This is a genomic window from Phycisphaeraceae bacterium, from assembly GCA_019636655.1.
In the GTDB taxonomy this organism is placed as follows: Bacteria; Planctomycetota; Phycisphaerae; order Phycisphaerales; family UBA1924; genus JAHBXB01.
In genome coordinates this window covers 270,524-293,419 of the sequence record JAHBXB010000003.1, presented here as the reverse complement: position 1 = coordinate 293,419, position 22,896 = coordinate 270,524, and the positions used below count along the sequence as shown (strand labels likewise).

Genomic DNA, 22,896 nt, shown 5'->3' with positions numbered 1-22,896 from the left:
GGAGTCCGGGGGCTCAGCGTGGTTGGTACGACCAAGCCCAGCCAGCCTCATCCAGTGGCATTGCGGATGACTCGACGTGCCCGTCAATAAACGCGAAGTTCGCCGTGCCAGCGTGCCGCAGGCCGGGGAACCACAGTGCGTTGCCGGCCAGCGCGCCGGAGGTGGCGCCCATGGCCGGCGCCGAGAAGACAGCAATGGCCCCGCGGCGCTTGGCCTCGACGGCGTCAACATCCCACAACAGAGGCACGCTCACCTGGTCGAGGATCCTGCCATTGAGCCGGATTGGAAGCCCACCGGTCGCGGGCCGGTGCAGGCGATAGTTGAACGTAAACGAGAGCCGGTCGGCCGGGCTGAACGCCCCCGCTGTGCACGGGGTCGCCCGTCGTATGCTGATCTCGCCCCGGACTTCGGGGCACCTCATCGGATCGCGCCCGCTCGCATCAGGCAGCGCGACGACATTCTGTGTCCCGTATGCCCAGAATCGATCGAGCCCATACTGCGAGTTTTGAAACGTCTCGGCTCTGAAGAAGCCAGGAATCTCTTCGTCGTCGTTTTGCCGACTTCCATGAAGACGATCGTCGGCGAAGATCTGGAAGTCGAAGGCCACACTTCGCTGGGCGGCTTGGCATTTGAGCGAACGTGCCGAGGCAATCGTCTGCCGCATTGCCGGCAGCAGCAAGGACAGCAACACCGCAATAATGGCTGCCGTGAAGAGGACTTCGACCAAGGTGAACGCGCATCGCCTCTGCGACCACAAGCCGGCGTGCGTCGTTGTAGGCCGATCCCTCATAAGCACTCCGTGTGCCATGCGACGCTGATCCCCCGGGAACCCGGGGGGCACCTCTAGCATAGCGATCAATCAACCGCTCACATGCCCCATTTGTTCAGGCGGGGGTGCGTACGCGTGTGGCGGGCACATTTGTTCGTATTTGGGCCGGTCGATATGCTGGGTGCCGACGGGAATCGGAGACCGTATGGAATCACTCATCCACGCGAGGCTCAAGGTGCTCGCGGCTGACTTTCTCTTGGCTCAGGGGTGTGCTGCTGTGGCGTGCGAGGTTCGGTGCCCGGCTTCACGATACCGGGCGGATGCTGCAGGGTACCTCGATCCAATTCCGACCTCCACCAGAGCTCTCGCTGGAGTCATTGGCGCCGTGATTCAACGCGGCCCGCGCTCGAAGACCATCGTCGTCGAGTGCAAACAGTCCCGTTCCGACTTTCTGAGGGAGACCAATGACACGGAGCGTCTCATTGAGGTTCGGCGGCGCCTCCACGTTGTGCGCAACCGGCTCGAAGTCGAACTCATTCGAGCGAACGAACCGCATCTGCGGCGATCCGGGACGGCGTTGTTTCACGACCTTGAAGAGTGGGACTATTCCGCCAGCCGCCTTCCAACCTACAGGGCTGTGCTGCGTGAGCTTCGCATGCTGGACAATGCGATCCACGGTGGAACCAAGTTCTGGGCGATGTCGCGGTACCGCATTGCCGACGCGGCGTTCCTGGCAGCGCCGGTTGGGATGATCCGGGCCCGAGAGCTTCCTCCCGGCTGGGGTCTGCTCGAGGCGACGCGCGATTCACTCCGAAACCAAAACTCAGGATGGACGGCTCTCAGGGTGGCCGTGCCGGCGCTGGAGACGCCAGCGCCTCAAGTCCATCGGGACCGGATGCTCCGCGAGATCGCAGCCGCTGCAACGCGGGATTCCGGAGTGATCGAGGAGATCCGTCGCGGGCGTGCTGCAACGGCCATGCTGTTTGATGACCACGCCGGCAATAGCGCTCGCACCTGGGGTGACAGGCGGTTGGTTGAGGCCAGGATACAGACCGATAACCGTTCATCAGCGCCCGTTCGCCTTCCGCCGGTTTGAGCGACACCGGATATCAGCCGATCCTGAATGGAGATGGGCTGACCCGGGAGGTTCGATGAACGCACCAACCGTGCTGGTGGTCGATGACGAGAGCCACGTGACGAACGTGGTGTCCTTGAAACTGCGCCAGGCCGGACTCAATGTGCTGATCGCCAACGACGGCGAGGAGGCCTATGAGACCGCCTGCGAGCAGGTTCCCGACCTGATTGTGACGGATTTCCAGATGCCCTACATGTCTGGGCTCGAGCTCGCGTACCGCCTGCGGGAGAACCCGCGGCTGGCCGCCGTGCCGGTCCTGATGGTAACCGCGCGCGGACACCTGGTGTCCGAGGACGAGCGGGCTCGCACCAATATCAAATCGATCATGTGCAAGCCGTTTGCCCCTCGTGAGATGCTCGATCGTGTCATGGCGATACTGGGTCTGCGAGAGAACGAGGCGGCCGCGGCATGACCATCGGCGCCTCACATCGCGTACAACCGAAGGGCCAATCGGCGATCCCGGCCGTTCGCGGTCGGTGCGCAGCGCTCGGCCTGCCGAGCTGGGTATTTGATTCAAGCGGTAAGCTTGTCGAGGGGCCCACCGAGACCGGGACGGCAGGAGCGTGGCTCGGATCGGACGCGATCAAAGCCCAGGTGCTGTCGCTCGTGTCTTCGCGAACCGAACGACCGTGGCAACGGCATACGCTCGCCGAGGGCTGCACGCTCGTCGCTTTGGAGGAGAAGCAGTCTCGGCGATCACTCGGACTCCTTGTGGCCATGATGATCGGTCCGGAGCTGTTCGTATCGGAGTACTTTGAGAGCACCTGCCGCGCCGCCGGGCTCGATGCGTCGGATACAAGGCGAGCCATGGAACCGCTTGCCTGCTTCCCGGAACGGGGCGTCGACCGAGTCGCCACCGCGCTGGGATGGATGCGTGACGATCTCTCACAGACGACTCGCGACCGGGCGGCGCTCGGCGAGCATGGCGTGCAGCTGACCGAGATGTACGAGGAGATCGGTCTCCTTTACCGCCTCGGTCGGTCGATGAGCGGGCTGAAGGCCCCAGAGGCCTTCGTCAAGACCACCTGCGCCGAACTCGCCGCAACAATGCCTTTCGGCTGGATCGCGGTGAAGTTCATTGATGATTCCAAGGTCGCCCCGCGTCTGCGTGGGCTGCTCACGTTGGATGGAGCCTTGCCGTGTCCGATCACCGAGTTTGACCGCCAGGTCACCGAGCTGGTAGGGGGGATGCAGCCGGATCGTTGGACATTGCTCCCGGCGTCCGACGGGGCGCTCCTGTCGGTCATGGTCGGGTCGCAGGTGCTGGCGCACCCAATTGCCCGGGAGGGCCGCGTCATCGGCGCGATTCTTGCCGGCAACAAGGGCGGCGAGGACCCCGAGATCAGCAACTACGAGACCCAACTGCTGGATGCCGCTGCGGACTACATGGGCGTGTTTGTCGAGAACGCCGGGCTCTACGCAGAGCAGCACCAGATGTTTATCGGGACACTCGAGGCGCTCACCGCGTCGATCGATGCCAAGGATAGTTACACCTGCGGCCACTCCGAGAGGGTCGCGTACCTGGCCCAGCGCCTCGCAATTGCCGCGGGTCTGAGCGAGGCCGAGGCCGAGCGGGTCCGCATCTCCGGCCTTCTGCACGACGTGGGCAAAATCGGCGTTCCCGAGTCGGTGCTGTGCAAGCCGGGGCGGCTTACGGACGACGAGTTTGAACTGATCAAACTCCACCCAACCATCGGCCACCGCATCCTGCGGGATATTCCCACGCTCGACGACGTGCTGCCGGGCGTGCTGTACCATCATGAAAGGTGGGACGGCCGCGGGTACCCGGCGGGCATTCAAGCTGAGCAGATCCCGCTCGTCGCCCGGCTGCTGGCGGTCGCGGATTCATTCGATGCGATGAGTTCCAACCGGTCGTACAGGTCCGCGATGCCGCGGGAGCGGGTGCTGGGCGAGATCTCGAAGGGGGCGGGCCTGCAGTTTGACCCGGCGCTGGTGCCGCTCTTCCTCAGCCTGGACCTCGCGGTTTATGACGAGATGGTGGCGAAGCACCGTTCGCAGACCGTGGTCATGCCGCGAGAGGCTGCATAAGCCAAGTTGGCATCAACTTACGGCACCTGCTGCCACTGCCACGTTCCTCGCACGGCAGTCATCGCTCCTCCCGACCAATAGCCAACGGGTGGGGAAGCACCGATCGCGGAATCAAGTTTGATCAAAGAGTTCTTGCCCGAGACCGTGACGGTGCCATCACTGATCAGGCAGCCGACTATCTTGAGATCGGCTCCGACGCTGGTTGTCGTCAGCGATCCGATGACGTGGAACACGCCGTGGAGTTCCGACGAAAACGAGTCGTTCATCGTCGTGTTCGAGACTCCCTGGTACGGTGTGTGCGGCGGGTTGAAGTTGTAGTTCCAGGAGGATTCCTTGAGCGCTGTGCTGGTGCCCACAAAGTCGATCGAAGCCAGCGCCGTGCCTCGGACAATAAGCGAAGGCTGGGTGGCCGAGGGGGGATCCCAAACAACCGAGTTGACCACGGAGAGTTTCGATCCCGCTCCAAGATTGACGACAAGCGTAGCGACCAGCCGACAGGTACGGATCGTCAGCGTGTTCCCTGCCGGAACATCAATCGCGTAGATGCCGTTCGCGTTCTTGGCGCCGTAGGGATTCCAGCCAGGGCTGAGAACGCCGGTGGTAATGGTTCCCATCGCCAGGTTGGACCATGGGATCGTGGTTGCCCTGGCGAGGTAGGCATCGTAGACCGAGGCGGGAGGCATGCTGCGGGCGCTCACCGGCGCCGAGGCTGTTCCGTCGATGGATCCGAACATCAGCAGCAGAGACGCATCCAGGTTGCCTGTGAGTTTCTTTCCTCCAGCGATCGTGGCGGTGCCCCCGGTGGCCGCCGGACCGCCACTGACCGAGAAGTCAGCGTTCACATTCAGCCCAGCGCTGGCGTAGAGGCTGCATTGAAGGGCACTCACAGGGGAAAGGCTTGACGGCGAGGCTTGAACCGCCAGGGCCCGTGCGGCACGACCGATCCTTGCGACGGCGAAGACCTGTGCGGGATCAACAACGTTATTACCAAGGTTGCCATCGGTCAGATCGGAGATGCTGTACCAGACACTGCCACGTCCAAGCGTCACCGGTCCGGTTATTGCTCCGCTCACGGTGGTGCTCCGCCACGTCGGATTGGCGTTGACACGGGCAAGGGCCAGGTCAACAGCGGACTGTGCCAGGACGCTGCACTCATCAAAGTCACGAAGATCAGCCACGGTTCGTGTCGAGAGTCTCGACACCGCGATTGCGGATGCTCCGATGAGTGCGCACACGGCGGCCAGCCCGAGAACGAGGATGTAGATGCCGCCGCGCGGCATGCGGCGGCGGTGGCGGCAGCAACGTGCGGCAGTGATAGCGTGGGGTGGAGTCATGTCGCAGTCTCAGCTCATTGAAAAGGCAGATTGAGCGTGCCGGTAGCTGAAGTGACCGGCGCCGCATCGGTGCCGAGTTGAAGTGTGATGGTGACGCCCGTCGTGACGGTGGCGCCGGGATCTGGAACGAAGTCAAAGGCGCCTTGCGGCGACCGGAATCCAACGAGCGTGACCGCGCCGCCCCGCGGGCTGGTGGCGGTTACGGTTATGCGCTTCAAGCCGAGATCGGTGCTCAACGCGGACCCCATCGGGTCGGTTGGTGAGACCCTTGCGACCGCGACCGCCCGCTGCCAGCCAGCGCCGGCCGCCAAAGATCCGCCGGCGCGATCGGTGAGCTGCTTTTCAACGTACCCGTTGTAGTCGTCGACATCGTCCCAGGCCGATCGCGACGACTCGCCGACTTCGGGACCGAACAGCGGAGTCGCGCACGGTTCGCTGTACCGCGTTTGCATGATTTCGGCCATCAGATCCCGTGCCAAGCATTCGCCGGTCCGGATGTCAGCGTGACGCCGAGTGGACGAGATGGCAGCGCCGACCGTTCGCAGCGAGGCGACCACAAGAACGCCGACAATCACTGTGGCGATCGCGGCCTCAGCGAGGCTGAACCCGGCTGTAGCCGGCCGGTTGTGGTGCGGTCGTTGCCGAATCATGGTGTCTTGCAGTCATTGCGAGTCGAGACGGTCCCGACCAAGGCGAACCTCAGGTCGAGATCGTCCGAAGGAATGGTCCACGTGGAGCCCTGATTCGAGGAGGTCATCATGTGCGTGCCGTTGGCCAAGCCGCCGGACAGTTCTTCGTACTCGACATCGCAGGTGTCGCCGCTCGAGTGAATCAGGCGGATGCAAACGCTCTGGCCGGGGACAAGCCCGGTAATCGGGCCGATATCTAAGGTCTTCGTGGAGTACGATCCCGACAGAGACGACATCGGCACCGCTGTTTGTCCTAGGACACGTGTGGTTGGCAGGCGATCGCCGTCTGCCGCGACGATCTGAATCCACATCGAGCCGCTGTTGCCGCCATGCTGCCTCAGATTGAGCCGTACGGCAGTGATGCTCCATTCGACAGCGCTTGCTGGAAACTCGGGTTGGACGTATTGAGCGGCCCACCTGTCGGACTTGATTTCGTAGTTCTTCTTGCTTGCCAGCAGGGCATGGTCAAACGCCGCAAGGGTGCCTGGCGCGCTGGTCGACATGGGTGGGGTGGACCTTGTCGTGTACCCAAGAGCGAACTCCTGGACCTCACGAGCAATGGGCACAGGGGTCCCCGAGTTGTGCGTGCGTGTCAGAAGGCGGCTCGACTTTGACCACTCGTATCGGACCGAATCGGGCTTGCCATCGCCGTCGCGATCAGGTACAACCAGAGAGATAGCGATTGATGAAGCATCGTCGATCTGGCTGGCCACCTGAATGTCCGCTTTGATATCGTCAATCACGCTCGCCGCGGAGAGCTGGCGCCCCGCCACGGTCGCAGACTGGTCGATCGCCTTGGCTGAGATGAGCATGACCGACCCGAGCGTTGCGACCAGGATGCCAACGATCGCGGCGGCGAGCACGACCTCAACGAGCGTAAAGCCCGGCCGTGGACTACAACCATATCGACTGGTGTGACGGGGCATCATGGCCGCAGCTCCGTCACGCCGCTGCCTGCCGAAGTGTGGCGAAGGGTGCCGGCGCCGACGATTGACGTCGTTCCGGTCGTCGAATCAAAGAGAACCCGACGACGCTCCCCGCCGGCCGCGACGATGACCTCGCCGCTGCTCTTTGCTACGCCCATGTAGTTGAACAGGATCACATTGCTTCCACCGAAGTCCACGGACTGGATCGAGGCGTGGTACGGCTCGCCGGTCAGGACGATTTCGTAGCCTTGACCGGGCTTGTCGAGCGAGGCCTCCCCGGACACGGTGTACCCGCGTCCGCCGGAGAGAAAGCTGATCGTGATGTCTCGGCTGGAGATGCGAGAGGCTACGCGGACACGCTCGATATCCATGGCCATCCGCTGGGCTGCGAGATCCGCCCGGTAGCGGGCTGTCGCGGCCGCGAATCGCGGGAGAGCTACCGCGGCCAGGACGGCCGCGAGGGAAAGCACGATGACCAGTTCGAACACAGTGAACGCACGATGCGAGACGGCCGCGCTGCGGCATGCCAGGCCAGCGGCGTGAGGTCCTGACTCGTGTTTGGGGATCATCGTGACGCTCGGGCTGTAGTGGGGGAGGGCTGGAACAAAGCCGCCCAACCACCGTGGTGATTGGGCGACGAGAGGTGCGGCACAGGAGTTAGGGACTTAGTACGTGCTGTACGCGTTGCCTTCGGTGTCCTTCTCGGTGGCGGGCAGGTTCGCCGTAATGGCCCCAGTCGCGCTGTCGTAGACCCAGCCCGCGGTCGTGCCGCCTTGTGTCGCGACAAACGCCCGCTGGCCCTTGTTGGAGCCGATGGGCAGGGCGGGAATCTCGCGGGCGATGTAGGGGCCGTACACATGGGTCAGTGTCTTCGTTGCCGAGACGGCGCCGGACGCGTCCGAGTACTGGATGAGCTGGTTCGTGATGCTCGTGACATCGGTGGGGAACTTGCCGTCGTGCTCGGCGGCATAGAGTTCCACTGCGCGGCGGAGGACCGATAGGTTGCCGCGAAGGGCGTTCTCCGAGGCGCTGGTGCTGCCGCGGCTGAGCCGCGGGATGGCGATGGCGCCGATGATCCCGATGATCACCACCACAATGACCAACTCGACAAGGCTGAACGCACGGGGCTTGGTACGCATCGCAACGGCCATTGGGCGGCTCCTCTTCTTCGTGAAGAATCGTGCTTAGGCCGCGTCCATTCGCGCGGCTTGAAGTGCTATCGACAGCAACCTGACCTGAGTTAAGGGCGGCTGGCCTTCTGCAGAGGAACATGCAGCGTGATTCTGGTGTTCTCGGACTCGAATACCGCGGCGGCGGTCGGGTCGTTGCGCGTGGGGATCGACGCAGAGACGAGCGTAAACTCGTCCAGCACGTCTCCCACCTTGTAGTGGCGGTCTCCGATCACGGCAATTGGTGAGCCGTCGAACTCAATGACGCCGCGGAGCGTGTACTTCGACGTGAACGCTGCCGCGGCCTTGTCATCGAGGGCGGTGAGCGGTCCTTCGTTGTTATCGGTCTTGGACGCAGCTTTCCCCAGGCGGAACGCATCGCGGACTGTGGGCGACTCCGTTGATGCCGCGATCTCCCGGAGCTTTGAAGCGAGAGCCGCGGCGGAATCTACCCGAGGCGAGATCTCCGGCTTGTCACTCGGCTTGGCGCCAACCTGGATCGCCTCGACAGGCGATGCGGCGGCGGACTCCGGGCCGGCTCCACCACCCAGAAAGAGGCGGTCCACGAGGAACGCGCCCACGGTGATCCCGAGGGCTGCGCCAAACATACGGCGGGTGTTCTTCTTGCTCATGATGGGTGAACTGACGATTCACCCGGCGCGGATGCAAGGGCCGCGGCAGAAAAGTCAGGTGCGCTGTTCCGGTGGCGCCACGTACCACAGTAAGTCCAGCACGATCAACGGTGAGTTATTGGCATCGCTGCCGTTACCGGACAGATCGATGGCTGACGTGCCCAGGTCGTGGCGAGCGGTGATCTTGCGGATGAAGTAGGTGCACTGGGAGTACGTTCCGCGTGCCTGGAGCCGGATCGGGACCGTGCCGAACCGCTCTTTGTAGGTAGGCGGGCTCTGCTGCAGGCTCTCGATAACGATGCCTGTCTCTGCTGCAAGCGCTGTGAGCTGCGACATGCACTCGTTGATCCTCCCTGCCGGGTGCAGGCGGACCGGGGAGGCGTCGAGGTCGGCTTGAAGTCTCGCCTCCTCGCTCTGCTGGGTGCCGATCATGGAACCAAGGCTGCCGATCTGCGACTGCGCCTCGGCCAGCGCCGATTGGGCTGCGGAGTAGGTCGACTTCGACCGCAGAATCGGGGCCAGGCCGGCAAAATATGCCACCGCGGTTGCGGCCGCGAGTGTCGCGATCGCAGCGGCTGTGACACTCTCGTTGCTCATTGTGGAAGGCAGTTTCATTCCTTCTGGCCTCCCAGGCGGCACTCGACCTCGAACGCGACAAGCTGAACGCCCGAGGTGCTCGGCTCAAGGCGTGTTTCGAGCAGTTTTACCGTATCAAACAGGTGAGAGTCCTGGAGCTTCTGGACGAGCTGCGGCGGGACGCTCTGTTCCTTCGCGATGCCGCTGATCTGCACGACAAAGAGCGTGGTGGTGGCACGGGCTGGCGGAACCGAGGCCGCATCGCCTGTCGGTTTGGCGGGAGGCGGAGGCTGCTCCACACGGAGCCGGAACCGGCGCAGGGCCGCATCATCACCGAGGCACTCGGCGAGCAGCGAAAGCAGGACACTCCAGTCGGGCTGCTCCGTGACCGCACGATTGGCTGCAAGGCGCCGCTTGAGATCATCGATCCGACGCGACAGACCGTGCGACTCAGCTTCACGGGATTTCAGGCGTGATTGCTGTTCGGCAAGGCGGTATTCCAGGTCTGTGCTCTCCGTACTCCATGCCGCGGAGGCGGCGCCCAGTCCGCCTACGAGCCCCATCGCGTACAGCGTTCCTCCGATGATCCATCGGCGGGCCGTTCGGCGGGCTGCTGTGACCTTGAGTCGCCGGGCGGGGATGAGGTTGGCCGTCATCATGAGGTGAATCCCGATTGGAGCGCCAGACCCAGTGCTGTCGCGAGCGGCGCCGACGGGCAGACTCCGCTGTAGCCGTCCCCTCCCGCAAGTACTCCGAGTGGATCCGCGATGCGGATCGGTGTGTGAAGACGCTGCTCCAACGCGAGCGCAAGCCCGCGGATACCGCACGCGTCGCCCGACATCAGCACCAGGTCCACGCTGGCCTCTGGATAGCGGTGCAGCACGTAGGAAAGTGCCATGCTCAACTCGCGGGCCAGCGACTCGCCCTGCTCGGCCACAAGCGCATCCACGGAACGATCTACGGGCTGAGCGGCTTGGCCATCAGTACTCGTGCCCGTCCGTACCAGGGCACGCCGAGTCAGGGATCCGTTGAACCCCAACTGACGGGACGCCAGATCGAGGATCGGCGGTGCGCCGACTTCTGTCGTCGATCGCTGATACACGATGGCACCGTTGTAACTCAGGACAATCGTGGTGTCGCTCCAATCCATGTCGACATTCGCCACGATGTGCTTGGACGACGGCGCCAGCGTTCGCATAGCCCTTGCGAGTGCCAGCGGCCTCGGTTCCAATGCGACCGCCTCGAGCCCTTTGCACTCCAGGGCGTTGAGCAACGCATCCGCGTCACGGTGGGTGCAGCCGAGGGCCAGAATCGGAGTGGAGGCCTTCGATCGGGCGGGGCGAGGCAGAGGCCAACTCGCCGACTCAACCTCCTGTGGCCCGCACCCCGCCGCACGCCCGAGCTCAACCCGGGAGATGACGCCGAGTGCGGCGCCGGATGAAGACGGCACCGTAGCCTGTTGGTCAAGTTCAAACATCGTCGCGATGAGGGTGGGATCCGGAAGGGAGATCACAGTGCTGGTGCCGACGAACCCCTGCCGTTCGAGCACCTCGACGAGCCGGGCCGTATCGCGGTCCGAGGGGATCGCGAGCCCGGGATCCAGCCGCTTTACCACCGCGGCCGCGACGATCGCATATTGACTTCCGCGTCGCTCGATCTGGAGAGCGCGGAAGGTCTCGGCGGCAAGATCGAGTCCGAACGGGCTTGGTGGGAGTACCAGTGTCACTCATCCACCCCCTGATCCGGCGGCAGCCGTGAGGTCAAACAACGGAAGGAAGATACTCAATGCTACGAAACCGACGATGCCGCCCAGCACGACAAGGATTGCAGGCTCGATCAGGCTCATCGTCGACTTGACGACAACCTCGTTGTCTTCGTCCAGGAACTCCGACAGATTGACCAGGATCGGTCCCACCTGCCCCGATCGCTCGCCAGTGACGAACGCCTCGTACACCGCGGGCGAGATAAGCGGGTTCTCCCGCATAACCGAGCTGATCGGCTTTCCATGAATCACGGCCTGTTCCGCCTTGTCCATGAGTCGGCGGTACGGGTCGCTCCCCGCGGCGTCGCGCGTGAGCACGATCGCGTCCAGGAGCGGAACCTTTGCTTCGCTGAGCACGCCCAGCGTGCGGACAAGGCGGGCCGTCGCCATGGAGCGAAGGAAGGGTCCAACCACCGGGGACTTCATGGCAAGCGCTTCGCAGGTTCGTGGGCCGCGCTCGGACCTGATGAACCAGGCCAAGGTGCCGCCGGCCAGCCCCGCGGCGATTAGGTACGCCCACCAGTATCCGGTCAGCGAATCGCTCACGTCGAGCAACATCTGAGTCGAGGCGGGCACTTTGGCGCCGAGCGTCTGAAACAGACCGGCAAAGCGGGGCAGGACCCCGACCAGCATTGTGATGACCACGGCCACCGACATGGTCATGAGCATGATGGGGTAGGCGAGGGCCCCGGTCACGGTGTTCCTGATCTTCAGCGTCTTGCGGGTCATCTGGGCGAGCCGGTCCAGCATGACCGAGAGCTGACCGCTGGCCTCACCCGCCGCGATCAGGCTGCGGTACACGGCGTCGAAGTATGCGGGGTGGTGCGACATGGCGTCCGAGAGGGGTTCGCCCTCTTCGACACGCCTGAGCACGTCGGCAATGACCGTTCGGAACTGGCATCGGTCAAGCTGACGCTCAACGGCAGCAAGGGCCTGCACCACGCTTGTTCCGGTCGATGTGAGCACCGCGAGTTGACGGGTGGCCGATGCGACAGTTTTCAGGCGGTTGCCGCCCAGGCTGAACCGAAACTGAGCCTTTGGCATGTCGGCGGTCGCTGCCGAGGTAATGCCAGTGACGTACACACCGGTCGCATACAGGGCCTCGGTGGCCTCGTGCGCGCTGGCGGCCTCGATCTCACCGCTGACCGCCTCCCCGAGCCGGTTGTAGGCCTGATACACGAGTTTCACGCGGCCTCCTTCACCGGGGCTGCCACGGTCGGGTTCGTAGCATCATCGTCGGTGTGGGTGACGCGAAGGACTTCCTCAAGGCTCGTCTTGCCGTCCAGGGCCAGCATGACGCCCTCCTGCCTGAGCGGCAGCCAGCCCTTCTCGGCGAGTTTGGCCCTGAACTCATGGCTTGGCGCGCTGTTGTGGACCATACGCCGAAGCTCCTGCGTGACCTCCATGACCTCATAGATTCCCAGCCGGCCTTGGAATCCGCTGTCGTGGCACTGCCGGCAGCCGGTTCCCTTCCGGAATGGGCGGCCCGTCATGTGGGGGAGCCCCGCGTCCGCGAGCACATCCGCCGATGGGTAGTAGTTCGTAATGCAGGCCTGGCACAGCGTCCTCGCGAGCCGCTGGGCCACCACGCCGTTGATCGCGCTCGATAGCAGGTACGGCTTGACGTTCATGTCAACGAGCCTGGTCACCGCGCCGGGGGCATCGTTGGTATGCAGGGTTGCCAGCACGAGGTGGCCGGTCAGGGCGGCCTGGACCGCGACGCGTGCGGTCTCCTCGTCTCGGATCTCTCCGACCATGATCACGTCCGGGTCCTGGCGGAGCGTGCTGCGCAGCACCCGGGCAAAGTTCAGGCCAATCTGATCCATGACTTGGATCTGGTTGACCAAGTCGAGCTGGTACTCGACCGGATCTTCAACGGTCACGATGTTTGTTTCTGGGTCGCGGAGGAGATCGAGAGCTGAATAGAGCGTGGTCGTCTTCCCGCTTCCGGTCGGCCCGGTGACCAGCACCAGCCCGTGCGGCCGGTCCAAGATCGAACGGAAGGTGGTCAGGGCGTCCGCGCGGAAGCCCAGGTCTTCGAGTCGCACCTTCAGGTTCTGCTTGTCGAGCACGCGGAGGACGAGTTTCTCGCCCAGCAGCGTCGGCATACTGGACACACGCAGGTCAATCTCGCGGCCTTCGGCGATGATGTGAACGCGGCCCTCCTGGGGCAGCCGTTTCTCGGCGATGTCCATCTTGCCGATGACCTTCACGCGGGAAACGATCGCCGCGTGCATGCCCGCCGGCGGCTTCATGAGATCGCGGAGCGCCCCGTCGATCCGGTAGCGGACTCGGGTTCCCCTCTTCTCCGGCTCAATGTGGATGTCGCTGGCTCCATCCTTGACGGCCGTCAGCAGGGCCACGTTGACCAAGTTCACGATTGGATTGCCGGCGACCATCTTGTCGAGATCGGTGGCCGGTCCCTCGTCGACGGTCTCTCGCTCGACTACACGCACGTCGGAGTCGGTCAGCGATGTCAGGAATGCCTCGACATCAACATCGCCGCCCGCGTATTTCTTGATGTATTCAAGAACGTTGCTCTCAAGGGCAAGCACCGATCGGACCTTGAGGCCTGTGACCTTCTTAAGCCGGTCGATCGCGGGAAGGGACTGCGGCTCGGCCATCGCCACTGTCAGGGTGCCCTTGACCCGGAACATCGGGATGAGCTTCAGCCGCTCCGCCTCCTCGGCCCCGATCAACTTTAGCAGCGAGGGATCGATCAGGCCGTGGCGCAGATGGCAGCCCTTGACGCCAAGACGTCGTGCCAGAGACCTTACCAGCGAGCTCGGCTTGACGATTCCCTGCTCAACGAGCATCTCTCCCAGCATCCGACCGGTTCCTCGTTGAGCCGCGAGGGCCTGCTGCAACTGTTCGTTGGAGAGGACCCCGTCTTCGACCAGCGCTTCACCTACACGGAGGGCCCGACCGGAAGGAACGGTGACCAGCGATGACGCATCGGCTGATGCCGGGAGGGAGCCCTGGCCGGCAGCGACAAAGCTCCTCGTCGCATCGGAGACCTCGAGAAAGTGCTCGAAGAGCGGCGTGACGTCGGTAAGATCGAACACCTCGCGGAGTGTCTCACCCGCGGCAGCGATCTTGAGCGATTGCCCGGTTTCGTTGACCTGCTCGGCGGCCGCGACAAGCGCCTCCAGGCCCGCGCTGTCGAGGAACGGGATAGCGGAGGCATCGATGACGCTGCGCCCGAGTGATCGGGTCCACGTTACCGCCATACGCTGCGAGAAAACCTGTGCCTCACCCTGGACCAGCGGCCCGATTGGTTTGAGGATGGTAATGGCGCCGTGCTTGGTCTCGCGGATTTCCATGCCGCGTATTCTCCTGGCGTCGCCGTCGACGACGTCGTGCGTCAGGCGGCCTGGGCCAGCCGGGGGAGCGTCAGGGTGAACGTGCTGCCTTGATCCAACTCGGAATCGACGGTGATGTCGCCGCCGTGCAGGCGGATCACGTCACGAGCGATGGCAAGACCCAGGCCGGTGCCGGTGATCTTTGCAATACGGCGGTCACGGCTCCGATAGAACTTCTCAAAGATCCTTTCCCGCTCCTCCGCGGCGACACCGATGCCGCTGTCCTTCACCATGACCATCACCGAAGTCGGCGTGTCCTGAAGCGTAACCACGACGGTTCCGTTTGCAGGTGTGTACTTGATGGCATTGCCGATGAGGTTGTGCAGGGACATCGCGATCTTGTCCCGATCGCCGCGGATGACAGGGAGTTTCGGTGGCAGGTCGAAGTTGAGCGTGATGTTCTTCTCCCTGGCCATCGCCTGGTAGTCGGCCCGCAACTCCTCGAGTAGGGCATCAAACCGGACGTCATCTGCGTGGAGCTTTAGAGACCCGGACTCCATTTCGGCAACCGACAGCATGTCGCTGACCATCCGTTCGAGCCGGCGGGCCTCCTGGTTGATCACATTCACACACTCGCCCCTCGTTGTCGCGCTCTCCTCGCCGGATTCGAGAAGGGTCTCGATGTAGAGGCGGATATTCGTCAGCGGGGTCCGCAACTCGTGGGTGGCCTGGGCGACAAAGGAGTCGCGGGCTCGATCCGCCACGCGCTGCTGGGTCAGATCATCAATGATCAGCAGGCCGGCCCCGGATGCGTCGCCCGCGGGGCGGAACAGGCTGTATCGAAGCACGCTGGCATCGTCGCCGGTTCCGGAGGTGACCTCGATTGAAGCCCTGCGGCGCTGTCCGCCGCCCTCGCCGAATACGCCGTTGATCATGAGCTTGACACGATCGTCCTCGATGCGCTCGACGAGAAGGCGACCTGGCAGGTCGACTTTCTTCGCGCCCAGGAGCACGCTCGCCGCTCCGTTCGCGAAGCGGATACGTCCAGCGCCATCGAGCAGCACCATCCCCTGGGGGAGGGCATCGCAGCCGCGTTCGAGCAGGCTCTCAACGCCCTGCGTCGACGAGGCCGTTCCGTCGATCTGCTCATCCAGCGAGGCGCTTCGATCGGACTCCCTCGTAGCGAGGTAGGAGTTCCAGGCTGTGGCTTCGTCGCCAAATCGCGGGCTGATCGAGAGGGCATCAGGCGACGTGTCTCCGGCTGCCAGGGCCCGCATGGAGCTTTGGATGGCCCGCAGCGGCCGCAGGGTTCGGACTGTCACCCGAATCAGGGCCAGGATCGAGAGCGCCGCCAACAGGCCGATAACGAGGAGACCGCCGGCGAACAGGCCGTCGTTCCAGGGCAGTGCAGGACGGGCGGCCCGTACAACCACGGTCGCGGTCTTGCCATCGCCTAGATCCAGAGCTCGATGCGCTTCGACGGGGCTGGCGCGGGGCGAGTCGCCCGTGAGCCGAGCCTGGGAGGGCCATACGGCCGGGATCTCCTTGACCGTCACACGCTGCGGATCGACGTGGGCAAGAATCCCGCCGTCCGGAAGCTCAATGTAGCATTCCTCAAGCCCCGACCGCTGGGCGACCTCGCTGACCAGCATGCGGAGGGGCGTCAGATCATTGCGCTCAATTAGACTCTGGGCGGAGGTGGCGACGGCGTCGGCAATGCGAGAAGCCAAGTCCAGGCGCTGACCGGTCTGAAGGTCCTGCCAGGAGCGGAGCGTCCAGCCCAAGCACGCAGCAGCTGTGAGCAATGGGATGACAACCGCCAATAGCCCGATGAGAGCGATCGGAGTTCGTCGGCGCCAGCGACTCATGGCCGTCGGCCGGGGCGCCGGCGGAGTCGAGTTGACGTCGTCAGGCGGCATCGATAGATCCTCGTTCTTGGACGCGAGTTGGGCCGGGTAATCAGCCCGTCGATGGACTATCGGCCGCGCAGGCAAGACGGTGAAGCCCGATTCGCGGTGGCGAGATGGCCGTGGTGTTACCGGACCTGTGGTGTTTGTCGGGCTGCCAACGAAATAGGGCGGCCGCCAATCGGCGCCGCCCTGCTCAAGTTCAAGTCAACCAGCGGAATCAGGCCTGGCCGACCTGCCAGCGATAGAACCCGACGATCCGGGCGCCCGCTCCAACAATGTCCTTGACCTTCTTTGTTGGGTCCTTGATGAACGGCTGCTCCAGAAGCGCAATCTCCTCGAAGAACTTGCGCATTCCGCCCTCGACCATCTTCTCGGCAATCTCCTTCGGCTTGCCGGACTCGATCGCCTGCTCGATGCGGAACTTCCGCTCCTTCTCAACGACGTCGGCCGGGATGTCGTCCGCCGAGACGCCGAGCGGCCGGGGGTGCGCGGCGGTGATGTGCATGCACACCTGCCGGAGCGTGTCATCGCTGATCGAGCCCTCGGCGTGAACAAGGACCCCAGTCTTGCCGTCATGGTGGACGTAGGTGCCGTAGGCCGTCTCGCCCGCCTTTCCGATCACCTTGTGGCCGCGGGCCAGTGCACAGTTCTCGCCGGTAGTGATGCGGAGGTCGTCGACGATCGACGTCATCGGCGCGGTCGCCGTGATCTCCCCTGCATGCGCATCGAGCGCCAACTCTGCGAGACGATTGGCAACGCTGATGAACTTCTCGTTCTTCGCCGTAAAGTCGGTCTCGGCACGCAGCTCGATAATGGCCGCGGAACCGGCCCCCGGATTGGTAGCGATGGCGATCCGGCCCTCGCCCGCGGCACGCTCGGTGCGGGCGTCCATCTTGCCCTTGAGCTTCTTGCGGAGCAGGTCCTCCGCCGCCTCCATATTGCCCGAGGACTCCTGGAGCGCCTTCTTGCACTCCATCATCGACAGCCCGGTCTTGTTCCGCAGGGCCATCACCGTCTTGGCATCAATCTCCATCGAACCGCTCCTTCGCGATCGGCGTCCAGGTACCGAGACCCGGCTGGTTAGACTTGGGCACCGCACGCATGCACCAATTCGGGCGCGAGAGTGCGGAACTGAGTTCGTGACGTGCGCGGCGAGAGGCTCACCGCGCCTGCTTACCCGGGCTTGGCCGCCAGCGACTCGCCGGTCGCGGGGGATTCTTCCCCTTCACCCTTGCCGGCCCGGGCATCATCAGCCCGGAACTGCGCCCGACGGGAGCGGCGAGGCTGGGCCTCGCCCGATGCGTTCTGCGCGGGTTCTTCGCCGCCGGACTTGGCGGTGTCACGCATCTGCTTGCCCTCGGCCACGGCTAAACACAGTTCGCGGATCACCACATCGATCGACCGCATCGAATCGTCGTTGCCCGGGATCGGGATGTCGGCCATATCCGGGTCGCCGTCGGTGTCGATCAGGCAGATCGTGGGAATGCCGAGCTTGCGGGCCTCGTTGAGCGCGTTGACCTCTCGCTTGACGTCGATGACGACCATCGCGCCGGGCAGCTTTTCCATGTTCCGGATGCCGCGGAGGTTGCGATCGATCTTGGCCTTCTCTCGCTTGAGCTGGCTCTCCATCTTCTTGGAGTAGGAGGCGAAATTGTCGGTCTTCTCGATCGTCTCGAGCTCCTCGAGCCTTTTGAGCCGCTGACGGATGGTTCGGAAGTTGGTCAGCGTGCCGCCGAGCCACCGCTCCGTCACCCAGTGCTGCTTGACATCCCCAACCCGCTGTTCGAGAACCGACCGGGCTTGCCGCTTCGTTCCCACGAAGCACACGTCCTTGCCGTCCGAGACGACGCGGGCAAGGTACTTCTTTGCCAGCAGGAGACCTTTCACGGTCTCCTTGATATCGATGATGTGAATCCCGTTGCGCTTCCCGTAGATGAACGGCCCCATCTTGGGGTTCCATCCGGACGAGCGCTGGCCGAAGTGAATTCCGGCCTCGATCAGATCCTGCACAAGAGTCGTCGACATGGTCCACCATTTCCTTGCAGCGACACCGCGTGAAGCGAATCGGCAACCGCCACTGGCGGTCGGGCCGACGCGGAACCTGCCGCGCCGAACCCTCGCTCACGCACAAGGGCGCTTCCGCTCCGAGCCGGGCCCCGTTGGCCCGAGTCTCCGGATTTGACGTCTTGAACTGCCTCGCCCGTGCCTGTCACGGGCCCCGGCCCCGGGCGCCGATCACGCCCGATGCCGCAGTATAGGCCCTCCCATCACCCGGACAAGCGGCCTACGGCAGCGGGTAGCAGCGGGCCAGGGTGACCCACTCCCAGGTAGGCCAACCGACAGCCCCTTGGCGCGAGAATCAGCTGATCGAAACGAGCACCGAACGAGACCTTGCCCCGTTCCGGTGTTCCCAGAGGTAGACGGCCTGCCAGGTTCCCAGCCCAAGGCGCCCTGCGACCACAGGAATGCCCACGCTCGTCGCGGTCAGAACCGAGCGGATGTGCGAGGGCATGTCGTCCGGACCTTCGTCGGTATGGGTGAACAAGGGGTCCCCATCCCGAACCAGGCGGGACATCCATGATTCCAGATCACGCCTGACCGCCGGATCGGTGTTTTCCTGGATCACGATGCTTGCCGAGGTGTGCTGAACGAACACAGTGCACAACCCCTCGGTGGTTGCTGCGAGATCCACGACCGCCTGGACCTGGTCGGTGATGTCGTGCAGGCCCTTGCCGCGGGTTTCGACCGTGATGCGGCGGACCATGTCCTACTCCCACTCGATTGTTGCGGGAGGCTTGCTCGAGATGTCATAGACCACACGGTTGACCCCGCGGACTTCGTTGATGATCCGGTTCGATATGGTCGCGAGCAACTCGTGTGGGAGCCTTGCCCAATCGGCGGTCATGAAGTCCTGGGACTCGACCGCCCGCAGGGCCACCACGCTCTCGTACGTGCGTCCGTCGCCCATAACGCCCACGCTCCGCACCGGCAGAAGCACCGCAAAGACCTGGCTCGTGCTGCGGTAGAGATTGGCCCCCATGATCTCTTCGAGCAGGATCTCATCACACCGGCGGAGCAACTCGAGCTTCTCGCGGGTCACCTCCCCGAGTACACGCACGGCCAGGCCGGGGCCCGGGAAGGGGTGTCGCCAGATCATCATTTCGGGCAGGCCGAGCACGCCGCCGAGCTTCCGCACCTCGTCCTTGAACAGATCCCGCATCGGCTCCACAAGATCAAAGCCCAGGTCCTTGGGCAGGCCGCCAACATTGTGGTGCAGCTTGATCGTCGCGCTCGTGCCCGCGTGGCCGTACCCCGATTCGATGACGTCGGGATACAGCGTCCCCTGGGCCAGGAACTTCACGCTCGGGAGATCCGCCGAGGCCGCCTTGAACTCCTCTATGAACCGATGGCCGATGCGGCGGCGTTTCTCCTGCGGGTCTTCCACCCCTCGAAGATCGGCGAGAAATCGCTCGCCGGCGTCCACGACTCGGAGGTCGATCGAGAAGTGATCCCGGAACGTCGTCTCGACGAACTCTCGCTCAGCGTTCCGCAACAGACCCGTATCGATGAAGATGCACGTCAGTCGGTCACCGACGGCCCGGTGCAGCAGCGCGGCCGTCACCGCCGAGTCAACGCCGCCTGAGAGGCCGCAGACAACCCGGTGATCGCCGATCTGCTCGCGAGCCTGCGCGATCGCGGTCTGAACATAGTCCGACATCGTCCATGTGCCGGCGCACTTGCAGATTTCGTACAGGAAGTTCTGCAGGAGCGTTGATCCGTGTGGGGTGTGCGTCACTTCGGGATGGAACTGGACGCCGTAGAAGCGGCGGTTCCCGGCGTGCAGCCGCACCGCCGCGAGCGGGCACGATTCCGTGCCCGCGACCACCTCGAGTTCGCCGGGTGCAACCTCGGCTTCCGCATCCGGTTCATTGAGGACTTGGTCGCCATGCGACATCCACACGACGGTTCGCTCGGGAACTGCCGCAAAGAGCTCCGAGCCTCGGGCGACCGTGATGTGCGCCTTGCCGAACTCGCGATGATCATGCCTGGCAACCCGGTATCCCATGGCCCGGCACGCCCATTGCATGCCGTAGCAGATGCCCAGAACCGGGATTCCCAGGTCCAGCAGGCCTGGATCGCATTGTGGCGATCCCTCCTCGTACACGCTCGCCGGGCCGCCGGAGAGGATGATTCCCTTGGGCTTGTACGCCGCGATTGTGGCCGCCGGGGTTGCGGGGGACACCAGAAACGAGAAGACACCTGCCTCCCGAACGCGTCGGGCGATCAGCTGAGCCGTCTGCGACCCAAAGTCGACAATGACCACCACCTCGTCGTGGGGAAACCGTCGGGGGCTGGCGGGGTCAACCGTGCTGCCGGGTCGTGTCATGGCGAACTATAACCAAGACCACTCGCCGCCCCCGCGAGGGCCCCGCTTTCGTCGTGCGGTTGGTTGAGGTACCATGACCACGTGAGTATCGCAGACAGTCAGGCCGCTGTGATCGCCCTGCTGGCCGCCGGGATGATGATCCCGATAGCCGTGTGCGGATGCGCCTCGGCCCCACCGCCATCCTTTGACTCGTACAGCCCCGACAGCCGTCTGAATGCCATCCGCATCGCCGTTCAGTCCGACGATCGTCGCGCCATCCCCTCGATTGTTTCTCTCCTGGACGACGACGATGCGGCTGTTCGGCTGTACGCCATCACCAGCCTGAAGTACTTTACCGGTGAAGACCTGGGCTATGACTACGCGGCTCCTGTGTGGGACCGCCGCGTGGCGGTCGATCGATGGGTCGAGTGGTGCAAGGTCAATGCTCCCATCGAAGGGAGCGAGCAGCCCGCCTGATGTGGGCGTGTGTCCTCGCGTGGGTCGTTCATATGGACCAGCCATCCGAGATCCGTATCGAAATGATGAGCAACCCGCTGTACCTCAGCGGTGCCCGGGAAATGGTTGCCTCTGTGGCTAGGCGACTGGCCTTTACCGACGAGGCCTGCGGCCAGATTGCCCTGGCCGTCGACGAGGCGCTGTGCAACGTGATCCGCCACGGCTATGGGCGTGCTCCCGACCGCCCGATCTGGATCAGCCTGACCCCCGTCGGCGGCGTGGCCACTCCCGGGTCTTCAGACAACCCCACCGTGGCGCTCAGAATTGTCATCGAAGATGACGCTAAACAGGTCGATCCCACCACGATCAAGTCAAGGAATCTTGAAGACGTCCGGCCGGGGGGGCTCGGGGTGCACATCATCCGACACGTCATGGACGATGTGTCGTACGAACGCCGCAGCGACAACTCAGGAAGAGGGATGCGGCTCACAATGACCAAGAAACGGACGGAATCTGCCACCGATCCGGCGGGCGACCCTTCCCGGGCCGAGCCGACCGCGTAAGGATCCACTCATGGGTGAACTCAACGGAGACACGATCAAGATCACGTGGACGCCCCGCGGTGGCGCCACAGTGGTGCTGCCCGAAGGAGATATCGACCTCACGGCGTCGCCCGTGTTCCGGCAGGCCCTCAAACAGGTGCAGTCCACCAAGCCCGCGACTATGGTGGTCGACCTTTCGCAGGTGCCGTACATGGATTCCTCTGGGGTCGCAACTCTTGTCGAGGCGATGCAGATTGCTCGGAAGAGCGGTTCGACGATGGTTCTCGCCGCGCTCACCGACAAGGTGCGGTCGATCTTCGAGATCGCCAGGCTCGATACCGTGTTTAAGATCACCACCACTGTCGACGCGGCTCTCGGTGCCTGATCCGAGGTGCGGGTACGGACCATACAGGACACATGGCTGACGACGTTGTCAACACGCAATCCGCGCCGACCGGTATGGCCGGAGTTGTCGCCGCGATAGGTGAGCGGCTCTTCGATGTTCTCGACCAAATCGGGTCCGCGTGGTTTCTGGTGGTCGAGATGACCCACTGGATCCTTCGGTGGGCCGTGTACCGCCGGGTGCGGCTGGGCCGCCCGGCGATTGTGTCGCAGATCGTTCGGATTGGTGTGAGATCGATCTTCATCATCTCGCTCGTCTCGGGCTGCGTGGGGCTGATCCTGGTCCTGCAGATGGCTCCGCCGCTGGACGATTTCGGCAGCAAGGATCTTGTGGCCAATATCACCGGCGTCGCGGTCTTCCGCGAACTCGGCCCGCTGATCGCCGCGATCGTGCTGACCGGTTTTGCCGGAGCCGCCATCGCCGCCGAGATCGGCACGATGGTTGTTGGAGAGGAGATCGAGGCCCTCGAAGCCCACGCCCTGAACCCCGTCAGGTTCCTGGTGATTCCACGCGTCCTTGCGTCGGTCATCAGCATGACCTGCCTCGCGGTGCTCTCCGACCTTGTCGCGGTCACCTCCGGCCTCTTCACCGCCGCCTTGGCCCTGGGGATCGCCCCGCAGAAGTACTACTCGAACATGGTCGACCAACTCAAGTTCGTGGACTTCGCAACGGGCATCGGCAAGTCTGTGGTCTTCGGGCTGCTCATTGGTCTTATCGCGTGCACCAACGGGCTGAAAGTCACCGGCGGCGCTGCGGGCGTCGGCAAGGCGACCACCGGTACCGTCGTGCAATCGGTCGTCGCCATCGTCATCGCCGACTTGATCTTCACCGCCATCTTCTACGCGTGGAAGTTGACCTGACTCTGTGCAACACATC

General features: G+C 63.9%; 24 protein-coding genes. 7 read left to right on the top strand and 17 right to left on the bottom strand.

From position 1 onward, the window contains the following. Positions 1 to 13: 13 nt before the first annotated feature. Entirely contained in the window at positions 14 to 727 is a 714-nt protein-coding gene (locus KF745_11035; GenBank protein ID MBX3358947.1) for a hypothetical protein, read from the bottom strand. A gap of 427 nt (positions 728 to 1,154) precedes the next feature. Between KF745_11035 and KF745_11030 the strand changes: the two genes are divergently transcribed. The 3 genes from KF745_11030 (at position 1,155) to KF745_11020 (ending at position 3,953) form a co-directional block, all read left to right on the top strand. Continuing rightward, positions 1,155 to 1,865 (top strand): hypothetical protein, encoded by a 711-nt coding sequence (locus KF745_11030; protein MBX3358946.1) that lies wholly within the window; start codon positions 1,155 to 1,157, stop codon positions 1,863 to 1,865. Positions 1,866 to 1,920: 55 nt separating this feature from the next. Further along, positions 1,921 to 2,316: a response regulator gene (locus tag KF745_11025; protein ID MBX3358945.1), complete on the top strand. Its 396-nt coding sequence runs from the start codon at positions 1,921 to 1,923 to the stop codon at positions 2,314 to 2,316. Positions 2,317 to 2,621: 305 nt separating this feature from the next. Beyond that, complete coding sequence (locus tag KF745_11020; protein ID MBX3358944.1) at positions 2,622 to 3,953, top strand: HD-GYP domain-containing protein; 1,332 nt, start codon at positions 2,622 to 2,624, stop codon at positions 3,951 to 3,953. Between the two features lie 17 nt (positions 3,954 to 3,970). Here the strand turns inward: KF745_11020 and KF745_11015 are convergent, their stop codons facing one another. The 16 genes from KF745_11015 to guaA all read right to left on the bottom strand — a co-directional run bounded on the left by KF745_11015 (position 3,971) and on the right by guaA (position 20,640). Continuing rightward, entirely contained in the window at positions 3,971 to 5,287 is a 1,317-nt protein-coding gene (locus KF745_11015) for a hypothetical protein (protein MBX3358943.1), read from the bottom strand. Positions 5,288 to 5,301: 14 nt separating this feature from the next. Then, a complete protein-coding gene (locus tag KF745_11010; GenBank protein MBX3358942.1) occupies positions 5,302 to 5,766 on the bottom strand; it encodes a hypothetical protein in 465 nt (154 codons plus the stop codon). A gap of 167 nt (positions 5,767 to 5,933) precedes the next feature. Then, positions 5,934 to 6,839 carry a hypothetical protein gene (locus tag KF745_11005; protein ID MBX3358941.1) on the bottom strand — a complete coding sequence of 302 codons (906 nt, stop codon included), beginning with the start codon at positions 6,837 to 6,839 and terminating at the stop codon, positions 5,934 to 5,936. A 62-nt stretch (positions 6,840 to 6,901) separates the two neighbouring features. Then, positions 6,902 to 7,471 carry a prepilin-type N-terminal cleavage/methylation domain-containing protein gene (locus tag KF745_11000; protein ID MBX3358940.1) on the bottom strand — a complete coding sequence of 190 codons (570 nt, stop codon included), beginning with the start codon at positions 7,469 to 7,471 and terminating at the stop codon, positions 6,902 to 6,904. A 96-nt stretch (positions 7,472 to 7,567) separates the two neighbouring features. Next, entirely contained in the window at positions 7,568 to 8,053 is a 486-nt protein-coding gene (locus tag KF745_10995; protein ID MBX3358939.1) for a prepilin-type N-terminal cleavage/methylation domain-containing protein, read from the bottom strand. Positions 8,054 to 8,142: 89 nt separating this feature from the next. After that, a complete protein-coding gene (locus KF745_10990) occupies positions 8,143 to 8,703 on the bottom strand; it encodes a hypothetical protein (protein ID MBX3358938.1) in 561 nt (186 codons plus the stop codon). A gap of 54 nt (positions 8,704 to 8,757) precedes the next feature. Continuing rightward, on the bottom strand, positions 8,758 to 9,318 hold the full coding sequence (gene pilO / locus KF745_10985; protein MBX3358937.1) for a type 4a pilus biogenesis protein PilO: 561 nt from the start codon (positions 9,316 to 9,318) through the stop codon (positions 8,758 to 8,760). Next, entirely contained in the window at positions 9,315 to 9,938 is a 624-nt protein-coding gene (locus KF745_10980; protein ID MBX3358936.1) for a hypothetical protein, read from the bottom strand. The genes pilO and KF745_10980 overlap by 4 nt, the downstream gene beginning before the upstream one ends. Beyond that, the gene (locus KF745_10975) at positions 9,935 to 11,005 is read right to left on the bottom strand and encodes a hypothetical protein (GenBank protein MBX3358935.1); all 1,071 of its coding nucleotides are present in this window, start codon (positions 11,003 to 11,005) and stop codon (positions 9,935 to 9,937) included. Before KF745_10975 ends, KF745_10980 begins: the two co-directional genes overlap by 4 nt. Further along, entirely contained in the window at positions 11,006 to 12,229 is a 1,224-nt protein-coding gene (locus KF745_10970) for a type II secretion system F family protein (protein ID MBX3358934.1), read from the bottom strand. It abuts the gene before it with no gap. Further along, the gene (gene tadA / locus KF745_10965) at positions 12,226 to 14,364 is read right to left on the bottom strand and encodes a Flp pilus assembly complex ATPase component TadA (GenBank protein ID MBX3358933.1); all 2,139 of its coding nucleotides are present in this window, start codon (positions 14,362 to 14,364) and stop codon (positions 12,226 to 12,228) included. The genes KF745_10970 and tadA overlap by 4 nt, the downstream gene beginning before the upstream one ends. A 41-nt stretch (positions 14,365 to 14,405) precedes the next feature. Continuing rightward, positions 14,406 to 16,127 (bottom strand): PAS domain-containing protein, encoded by a 1,722-nt coding sequence (locus tag KF745_10960; protein MBX3358932.1) that lies wholly within the window; start codon positions 16,125 to 16,127, stop codon positions 14,406 to 14,408. A gap of 343 nt (positions 16,128 to 16,470) precedes the next feature. After that, complete coding sequence (tsf, locus tag KF745_10955) at positions 16,471 to 17,286, bottom strand: translation elongation factor Ts (protein MBX3358931.1); 816 nt, start codon at positions 17,284 to 17,286, stop codon at positions 16,471 to 16,473. Between the two features lie 140 nt (positions 17,287 to 17,426). Continuing rightward, positions 17,427 to 18,278 carry a 30S ribosomal protein S2 gene (gene rpsB, locus KF745_10950; GenBank protein ID MBX3358930.1) on the bottom strand — a complete coding sequence of 284 codons (852 nt, stop codon included), beginning with the start codon at positions 18,276 to 18,278 and terminating at the stop codon, positions 17,427 to 17,429. A 334-nt stretch (positions 18,279 to 18,612) separates the two neighbouring features. Next, on the bottom strand, positions 18,613 to 19,017 hold the full coding sequence (locus KF745_10945; protein ID MBX3358929.1) for a secondary thiamine-phosphate synthase enzyme YjbQ: 405 nt from the start codon (positions 19,015 to 19,017) through the stop codon (positions 18,613 to 18,615). 3 nt (positions 19,018 to 19,020) lie between these two features. Beyond that, positions 19,021 to 20,640 (bottom strand): glutamine-hydrolyzing GMP synthase, encoded by a 1,620-nt coding sequence (gene guaA, locus KF745_10940; GenBank protein ID MBX3358928.1) that lies wholly within the window; start codon positions 20,638 to 20,640, stop codon positions 19,021 to 19,023. A gap of 81 nt (positions 20,641 to 20,721) precedes the next feature. On the opposite strand from guaA, the gene KF745_10935 reads away from it, so the two are divergent. The 4 genes from KF745_10935 to KF745_10920 are packed head-to-tail and all read left to right on the top strand — an operon-like array spanning position 20,722 to position 22,880. Further along, on the top strand, positions 20,722 to 21,096 hold the full coding sequence (locus KF745_10935; protein MBX3358927.1) for a HEAT repeat domain-containing protein: 375 nt from the start codon (positions 20,722 to 20,724) through the stop codon (positions 21,094 to 21,096). Positions 21,097 to 21,128: 32 nt separating this feature from the next. Then, positions 21,129 to 21,638, top strand: a complete 510-nt coding sequence (locus KF745_10930; protein ID MBX3358926.1) for an ATP-binding protein — start codon at positions 21,129 to 21,131, stop codon at positions 21,636 to 21,638. Positions 21,639 to 21,648: 10 nt separating this feature from the next. After that, complete coding sequence (locus tag KF745_10925; GenBank protein MBX3358925.1) at positions 21,649 to 22,002, top strand: STAS domain-containing protein; 354 nt, start codon at positions 21,649 to 21,651, stop codon at positions 22,000 to 22,002. A gap of 32 nt (positions 22,003 to 22,034) precedes the next feature. Further along, positions 22,035 to 22,880, top strand: coding sequence for an ABC transporter permease (locus KF745_10920; protein ID MBX3358924.1), 846 nt, complete (start codon positions 22,035 to 22,037; stop codon positions 22,878 to 22,880). The last annotated feature ends 16 nt before the right edge of the window (positions 22,881 to 22,896 follow it).